General features: G+C 57.2%; 1 rRNA gene. It reads right to left on the bottom strand.

What is annotated here, in order from left to right:
* A 23S ribosomal RNA gene (locus tag ABZ382_RS36530) occupies positions 1–1,090 on the bottom strand; the annotation flags it as partial.

Genomic DNA, 1,090 nt, shown 5'->3' with positions numbered 1-1,090 from the left:
ACTGATTCGATATTTGGCGCGGATACACGGGTACGGGAATATCAACCCGTTGTCCATCGACTACGCCTGTCGGCCTCGCCTTAGGTCCCGACTCACCCTGGGCGGATTAACCTGGCCCAGGAACCCTTGGTCATTCGGCGGACGAGTTTCTCACTCGTCTTTCGCTACTCATGCCTGCATTCTCACTCGCATGGCCTCCACGGCTGGATCACTCCGCCGCTTCCCTGGCCATACGACGCTCCCCTACCCATCCAGACTCCTGGCCCGAAGGCGGGATAATGTCTGAATGCCGCGGCTTCGGCGGTGTACTTGAGCCCCGCTACATTGTCGGCGCAGAATCACTTGACCAGTGAGCTATTACGCACTCTTTCAAGGGTGGCTGCTTCTAAGCCAACCTCCTGGTTGTCTTCGCGACTCCACATCCTTTTCCACTTAGTACACGCTTAGGGGCCTTAGCCGGCGATCTGGGCTGTTTCCCTCTCGACTATGAAGCTTATCCCCCACAGTCTCACTGCCGCGCTCTCACTCACCGGCATTCGGAGTTTGGCTGACTTCGGTAAGCTTGTGGGCCCCCTAGGCCATCCAGTAGCTCTACCTCCGGTGAGAAACACGCGACGCTGCACCTAAATGCATTTCGGGGAGAACCAGCTATCACGGAGTTTGATTGGCCTTTCACCCCTACCCACAGCTCATCCCCTCAGTTTTCAACCTAAGTGGGTTCGGGCCTCCACGACGTCTTACCGTCGCTTCACCCTGGCCATGGGTAGATCACTCCGCTTCGGGTCCATAGTGTGCGACTCAGGGCGCCCTATTCGGACTCGCTTTCGCTACGGCTCCCCCACACGGGTTAACCTTGCCACACACCGATGACTCGCAGGCTCATTCTTCAAAAGGCACGCCATCACCTATTACAGCTCTGACGGATTGTAAGCGCACGGTTTCAGGTACTATTTCACTCCCCTCCCGGGGTACTTTTCACCTTTCCCTCACGGTACTAGTCCGCTATCGGTCACCAGGTAGTATTCAGGCTTATCGGGTGGTCCCGACAGATTCACAGCAGATTTCACGGGCCCGCTGCTACTCGGGTGCC

The sequence above is a fragment of the Nocardia sp. NPDC005825 genome, assembly GCF_040630175.1.
In the GTDB taxonomy this organism is placed as follows: Bacteria; Actinomycetota; Actinomycetes; order Mycobacteriales; family Mycobacteriaceae; genus Nocardia.
Note: the sequence above shows the minus strand (reverse complement) of the source record. Positions and strands in the feature narration are given on the sequence as shown.